The following is a 6,723-nucleotide window of genomic DNA, read 5'->3' as shown; positions in this document are numbered from 1 at the left end:
ATCAAATACCAATAAACAAACGAAGAACAACCAACCAACCAACCAACCAACCAACCAACCAATAACCAATAACCAATATCCAAACGAAAAACGAAGAACGATTAACGAAAGACGAACACCTATTTCCCGATACAATAAGTAACCTACCTATGATTATCAATGAGTTACATTAGAAAGTCTGAAAAACTTACGAAAAGCAAGGAAAACATAGATAAACAAATAAAAACTCACTCTATTTTTAACGGAGTTCAAACTTTCATATTATTTAAGTGTTTTACATCAACAAGATAACTTCTACTAGCATTTTTTTACAATAATTAAATTTTATTTTAAAAGTAGATAAATTATATTTACAGCGTGCAATATCAATTCATTAACTATGAACAATATGAATAGCTCTTTTCAATTTTGTATATCATTAGATCAATTAGATTTAATCTGTGAATCAGAAATAGATAATAATCCTAAAGGAATATCCTATAAGTATAACGAGTCTCTAGATACCTCATTTGAGGTAGATATTGAAGTAGATAAAAAATAACTTAAAGGTTAATTAAAGTCTACTCTCTTAAACTTTGACACTTTATTCCTTAGCAACTTAGATGTTTTAGAGCAATAGGTTAAATCCATTTTCCAAGTATTCCTTGCTATACCAATATTCCAAAAATCTTCATCAATTTCTATAATAAAGTCCCTTTTCAGTAGCTTTCGTTCATGAATATCTTCGTGTTTGCCTGAAAAAACTTTTAGACGTTTAAAAGTTTTTTTGAAATCTTGCTTCGCTCCATTGACAGTTCTACTAGAAGTGTAGTAATGTGTAAGTGCCGTCTGTTTGAAAGAATCGAATAATTTGTGATTAAAATTGGTTTGTCTATCTAAGATATAATAAGCATCATCACCTTGCGCTGCATTTAGAAAACCACAAATTACTTTTTCAATTTCATGATCTTGTTTGAAGTCACTATATCTTAAAACTAAAGGGTTCGGATGATGGCAACAGGTTTTAAATAAAACCCAGTTTCGATTTGCTTTGTTAAGACTCAACAAATTTATATTGTTTACTTTTTTCGAATCGGTTTTTGAAAAGACAAAATACGTAACACCTTTTGCTTCTTTTGTTTCCGAAAAACTACGATCTATCAAATCCAATATTTCATTTTCATTACTACAATCCTCATGTTTCACAACAAACACCTGAGTATTAACTAAATTCGTAATAAAGGCACTGATGAATGGCCAAAGAGCATGGTTTGCAAGTTTTGCTTCAAGTAGTTCTATAAAACCCTTAGACATTACGAATTTGTTTAAAGGATTACTTAATAAAGCAATAACATCGCCATCATATTCACACTTAGGGGACTTAGACAGACAATTGAAGTAATCTTCAAGTATTGAGGGTGTTAATAGTAGATACATCAATTATAACAACTGCTTTGTTAAAAGAAACGAATTATCATAAAAACCACTTGGTAAAGCTTCAATCATCATTCCAGTTTCTAATATATGATGACAAGAAACATTAGATTGTCGATTCTTCCTCGTCAGGTAGTGAACTGTTACATTTTCAGGGTTCAACCTATAAGCTTTTTCTTTTACCAAAACCTGTAGTTTTCTAACGACGTGTTCGCTATGAGTTTCAACAAAATAAACTGTATTTTTAGACAAAGACATAAGCGCATCTACTAAAGCAGAATGCAGCTTGGGATGAAGATGAACTTCTGGTTGCTCTATTAAAATGTATTTTGTCATGCCACCCGACATTCTATCTGCTAATAAAGCTTTAAGTATTATTGGCAATTGCAAAGAAACACCATAACCTACGTCACTTATATTGCTGTAAAGGTCTTTAACCTTTACCCTTAATTCAGTTACGGGCAGGCGTTTATCCTCTATAATCTCCAAATCTTCTACAACGCCTAATTTTTTAAGTATTTTAATGAAATCTTTAAGGATCGCAAGCTTATTTTCATCAGGACTACTAAAGAAAGCTAAAACGTCATCCAAATCATTAATAGTTGAAAATTTCCGCTGATCTCTAGTAATATGAAATCTTGATGGATGAGTGTTTATTGGATTTATATATTCAAGATTATCAAATGTCATCCTTACGTAGTTTTGTACTACGAGTAAAAATGCTATTCTATTGAATAGTCTTCTTGATTTCCAGAATAATTCCCGTCTTTTTTCCTCGCTATGCTCGCTTGACTGTTCTGTAAAACCATATATTTTCTCACAAGATGTTCGGACATCACCTGCATCTGTAATTGTCAGGAAAGCATCTTTTGTAAACCTTACATTATGTAATTCATAAACAACTTGATCCTCAAAGTCAAGATATTTTAGATTACATTTTGGTTCAAATATGCTACTTTGACTAGCTTTATGGTCTTCCTTAACATACTCGATAATTAGCTCTCCAAGAACTCCATTCCTAATTTTTGTTCTAATTGATCTATGTATATTTAAGTCTTTAGTTAATTCAAAGCTAATTTGCGTGTCAGAATCTGGAAGTTCTTCATGTAAAAACAGTCCAACATAATCTAACACCTGTTTTTTTGTTCGATTTTCTCCCATCATAAATTCACAGTAATGGTCAAAATATGGTTTACCAAATGTAAATTTAAATCCTAATGGTAATTCGTCTTGCTGATAATAAATAGCATCTCTATATGTACCCAGATCTACATATTCTCCACTAAAAGAAAAATTGATTTCCCTATTAGAGGGAGCTTGGAGGCTTTGCTTAATCGCCAATAGAAATTTGAACAAACTACTTTTTCCAGAGCTATTTTCCCCAATAAGCACGTTAAACTTATCAAAATCAAATGTTTGATCTTTAAAACTTCTAAAATTGGACAATGTTATTGAAAACATAAGATATTAATTTCGATTATGAATTTATTACCCAGATAATTATCGGTCTAATATAGTTTTATTTCGATAGAGTTTATTATCGAGATAAAATATTTGATACTTTCATCATTCAAGTCCTCAAAAATCTCTCTGTTGAAATAGAAATGCCCTCCTTCTTCTATTGTATCAGACGAGCTCTTAAACTCTACTATTAGCTAGTTCAAACACTTTATCTATAAGTTGTTCTTTTATCTACTCAATCGGTTGTAAAGTTTCGTATAGTACAGTTTGATATTTTTATTCACAAAAAAAGCTACTATTTGATTAAAAATAAAAAAAGGAATGGTTGCCCCTAGAAGTAATTAAAAACTTATCATCTGACTTTAATTACTTCGATTTAACACATTGAATAAAGCGTGTTTGATATAATACCTACTACATTAAAAAACTAGGTTTATAACGAAGTCTTTGATGACAACCTCAATTAGTTAAAAAATAAAAAGTTTTAGTTTGCCACTTTAAGATGCTGCAAAAATAGCTGTCCTAATTCCGTTAAAACATTTGTCATGAAGAGAGCCAGTACTAACAGTTGAAGCAAACTTACTTTTTATCCCAACCTCTATAAGAGTTGTGCTTTCATCTTTCTTCGACAAGAATATGGGATATATATTTCCATAACTTGTAAGTGAAGTTCCATCACTTAAAACAACAATCGATTTTTCAGCATCAAAATCGTCTACTTTATACCCACTACTTTGAGCAAACTGAATAATCACCTTCAAAGCTTTATCTAGCTCTAAATTGGTTTCAAAAGATTTAGCGTTAGATGGTTTATCATCAGTCGACGAACCTTTTTTACTTGCTGCTATTATTAGCGCAATAACAACCATAAACAATGCAATGTAAACTACTATCATACAATCTATTTTTAATTTTAGTTATAAATGTTCTAATTCTGTAAGTGGAGTCGTTCTGCTCTAGCAGAATCAATCATGATATAGTCAAGAAGTTGCCATCCACTATCTCGTTTTTCAAAATATGCTTTTCCTATAACCCTATACCCCCAACCCTCTTTAGTGTAATTTTGTGAAGTAGTATCGGTGCATTCTGAAACACCGAAGTACAAACGATCAGAAGGTTCTGTTAAGCCTCTAGAAATGTAAGATGCCAGTGCTCCTTTAGACGGTACAACTTTCCAACAGCAGTCTCTTTTTGCTCCTATGAAGCCTTTAAATTGAAGTTCATATACTAAGTTACCATTGTTGATTTCCTTCCCATCAACTTTTGAGAATTCGCTAAAATCTAACAATCCATGTGAAGCGGTATCAACATCATTCGTTACACGCTTCACCAACTCTGTATTTCTATTAACATCTGCACATCCGAACAAGAAAATGATAGCAGAAAGAGAGATAAACGTTTTATTCATACTTTTTTTCGATAAAAATATAAAATAATTATGAGTACCTGTACACGTGTTTTAAAATTTTATGATGCCGTTATTCGTCTTATCATGATTAATAAGGCAAACCCTTCTGAAATTGAACTTTACGTTATAGCTCGAATTAAGGAGAAGAGATTAGATGCAAAACTCTCTCAATCAAAATTTGCCTTAGAAATGAATTTGTCCTACGGTTTCATAGGTCAAGTAGAAAATCCCAAAAGAAGAGCAAAATACAATCTTAATCATATTAACCAAGCCGCTAAAGTTTTCGGTTGTTCTGTTAAAGACTTAATGCCCGACAATCCTTTTTAGAAAGAGCGTGTTTTTTCGCAGTTTTTGCAGGTTACTTTTTATCTTAAAAAGTAAACACTTTTTGATTTTCAATAAGTTACACTAAAAAAGTATGAAAGCTGTTCGATTTTGATGTAAAAACCGAAGTTTTTTCTCTTTTTAACAACGACTGAACCAAACGATTTAAACTGAAATTTCAATCCATACAACCACACATACCCTTACATTAAATTTTAATGTGTTAAACACGAGGAAAATAGGGTTAAATAAAAAAGGCGAAGTACTACACCTCGCCACTTATTTGCCAATAATCCATTATCGCACCTGCCATTGACTCTTTTAACCTATTTTCCAATTCAACAAGCATTTCGGGAGCATTATTTCCACTTAATTTACTAACGAGCTCTTTTACCATTGTCTTTAGATTCGAAGATTGTGCGGGATAGTTAAAAACACCTCTACTTTTTGCCTCATGTATCATGTTGATTACTCGCCCATATCCACCTAGATACTTTAATCCATGACCTGCCAGATAATTTTTGAACTCTGTAACTGTCGAAAAAGTTGTTTTAGATGGCATTTCAATCTCTATGTCTTTAGGTATCAAATCGAAACTTTTGCACCAATACCAAACTAACAATCCATAGTTATTAATCACGTCGATTAACCTCGCATTAGTTACCCCTAACCTTTTCGAGATTTCTCGATTGTTTTTCATCCTAAATTCATATCGCAAAACGTTTTCACCCTCTAACTCAACTTCAATTGTATTTTTACTTTGCTTCTCTTGAACTAACTTATCGTATATACAGATAGCCCTATTTCCACTTCGATAGTAAAGACCATTATCGTCCTCTCTTCTTTTTAGAAAGCCACCTTTTATCAACAAGGAATAATAACTTTCTGGTTTATTCTCCATCAAAAGATTTTCAGCTAAATCTATTCTTGTAACTGTAGCATTGTCTAACTCAACATCTAACAATTCTTCCAACTTTAGTATCGCATCTAACAGATCTGTATATGTCAACGTCTTCTGATTAGTGCCATAATAGAATTTACAAATGCTTCCAATCACTGTTAATGAATTATGGTTGATTAAGATTAACAGGTTTTTGATGTTTCCTCTATAATATTCTTCTTTGTTGATTTTGTTTACACTTATAGTGGGTTCCTGATTAAAAAGCCTGATAATATGCTGAAACTTTTCCTTGTATCTAACAAAGTCGAATGCCAGAAACAAATTTAAGGTGTCCATCATTTTTTAATAATCCGTTAAAAGGTTAAGGTTAATATTATAAGCATCGACATTACCTTCCCTACAATTTTCCCTTGCGATACGTCTGTCACCAGAAACTTCCCTTAACCAAAACCAACTAAACCTATGTTCTTCATCAAGTAATTTACCATCTACAAAATCACAGAACACCTCGTCTTTAAGCAATAATTTTTCTTTCAAAATATAGACTTCTAAAATAAAGTCACTCGAAATTTTGAATAAAATCAAGTCATCCACTCCCTGCAAAAATTTCCCATAACCCAATTTACAAACAACATTACTCAACGTACCATCAAAGTAGTTAGCAATATTCATCTCTCCAGCTTCATTAGTTTCCTGCAACTTACATAGAGGCAAGATATTGTTATAGCTATTTTTAGATATAATATATTGCACCCCATTGTTAATAGACGAAGCTGTTACTTTTCGAACCTCAACTGAATACCCTTCAAAAATTTCATTAAATACTTCGTGATTGCCAACCTTTTCGATTGGAATAATGTAGTAGCTATCCCCTGTCTTCGGAAATAGCTCACACTTGTAGAAACAATCGATTTCAAACATTACGCTCCCCTCCAAGTTTTACCAGTAACGTAATTGATTGCTTCTTGCTCGATGTCGTCCATTAGACGAACTGGGTTCTTTAAAAGCCACTCATCAATTTCATCTTTTTTGAAGATCAAAATTTTGTTCGATGGTTTGTAATGTGGAATTAAGCCTGATGCAGTTTTTTTGTATACCCACGACTTTGATAACCCTGTGTATGCACATAGATCTTCTATGTTGAAAATCTTTTTGTTGTTGAGCAGCAAGCTTTCAATGCGCTCCAACGTTTGTAATTGATTATTGTTCATTTGCT

At 32.1% G+C, this 6,723-nt stretch carries 8 protein-coding genes; 1 reads left to right on the top strand and 7 read right to left on the bottom strand.

Going from position 1 to position 6,723, the window contains the following annotated elements:
- Positions 1–549 precede the first annotated feature (549 nt).
- The 4 genes from B3I52_RS12490 to B3I52_RS12475 form a co-directional block, all read right to left on the bottom strand.
- On the bottom strand, positions 550–1,416 hold the full coding sequence (locus B3I52_RS12490) for a hypothetical protein (RefSeq protein ID WP_293301731.1): 867 nt from the start codon (positions 1,414–1,416) through the stop codon (positions 550–552).
- A 3-nt stretch (positions 1,417–1,419) separates the two neighbouring features.
- Complete coding sequence (locus B3I52_RS12485; RefSeq protein ID WP_293301729.1) at positions 1,420–2,874, bottom strand: AAA family ATPase; 1,455 nt, start codon at positions 2,872–2,874, stop codon at positions 1,420–1,422.
- 497 nt (positions 2,875–3,371) lie between these two features.
- On the bottom strand, positions 3,372–3,770 hold the full coding sequence (locus tag B3I52_RS12480) for a hypothetical protein (protein ID WP_293301727.1): 399 nt from the start codon (positions 3,768–3,770) through the stop codon (positions 3,372–3,374).
- A gap of 32 nt (positions 3,771–3,802) precedes the next feature.
- Positions 3,803–4,282, bottom strand: coding sequence for a hypothetical protein (locus B3I52_RS12475; RefSeq protein WP_293301725.1), 480 nt, complete (start codon positions 4,280–4,282; stop codon positions 3,803–3,805).
- A 30-nt stretch (positions 4,283–4,312) separates the two neighbouring features.
- On the opposite strand from B3I52_RS12475, the gene B3I52_RS12470 reads away from it, so the two are divergent.
- Positions 4,313–4,609, top strand: coding sequence for a helix-turn-helix domain-containing protein (locus B3I52_RS12470; protein WP_293301723.1), 297 nt, complete (start codon positions 4,313–4,315; stop codon positions 4,607–4,609).
- Positions 4,610–4,871: 262 nt separating this feature from the next.
- On the opposite strand, the gene B3I52_RS12465 is transcribed toward B3I52_RS12470, so the two are convergent.
- Genes B3I52_RS12465 through B3I52_RS12455 form a run of 3 tightly spaced genes read right to left on the bottom strand, consistent with a single transcriptional unit; the run spans position 4,872 to position 6,718 of the window.
- Positions 4,872–5,846 (bottom strand): phage/plasmid replication domain-containing protein, encoded by a 975-nt coding sequence (locus B3I52_RS12465; protein ID WP_293301721.1) that lies wholly within the window; start codon positions 5,844–5,846, stop codon positions 4,872–4,874.
- Between the two features lie 3 nt (positions 5,847–5,849).
- Positions 5,850–6,428 carry a hypothetical protein gene (locus tag B3I52_RS12460; RefSeq protein WP_293301719.1) on the bottom strand — a complete coding sequence of 193 codons (579 nt, stop codon included), beginning with the start codon at positions 6,426–6,428 and terminating at the stop codon, positions 5,850–5,852.
- Entirely contained in the window at positions 6,428–6,718 is a 291-nt protein-coding gene (locus tag B3I52_RS12455; protein ID WP_293301717.1) for a helix-turn-helix transcriptional regulator, read from the bottom strand. Before B3I52_RS12455 ends, B3I52_RS12460 begins: the two co-directional genes overlap by 1 nt.
- Positions 6,719–6,723: the final 5 nt, after the last annotated feature.

The sequence above is a fragment of the Pedobacter sp. UBA4863 genome, from assembly GCF_002399615.1.
GTDB lineage: Bacteria > Bacteroidota > Bacteroidia > Sphingobacteriales > Sphingobacteriaceae > Pedobacter.
This window is presented reverse-complemented; position numbering and strand designations above follow the sequence as displayed.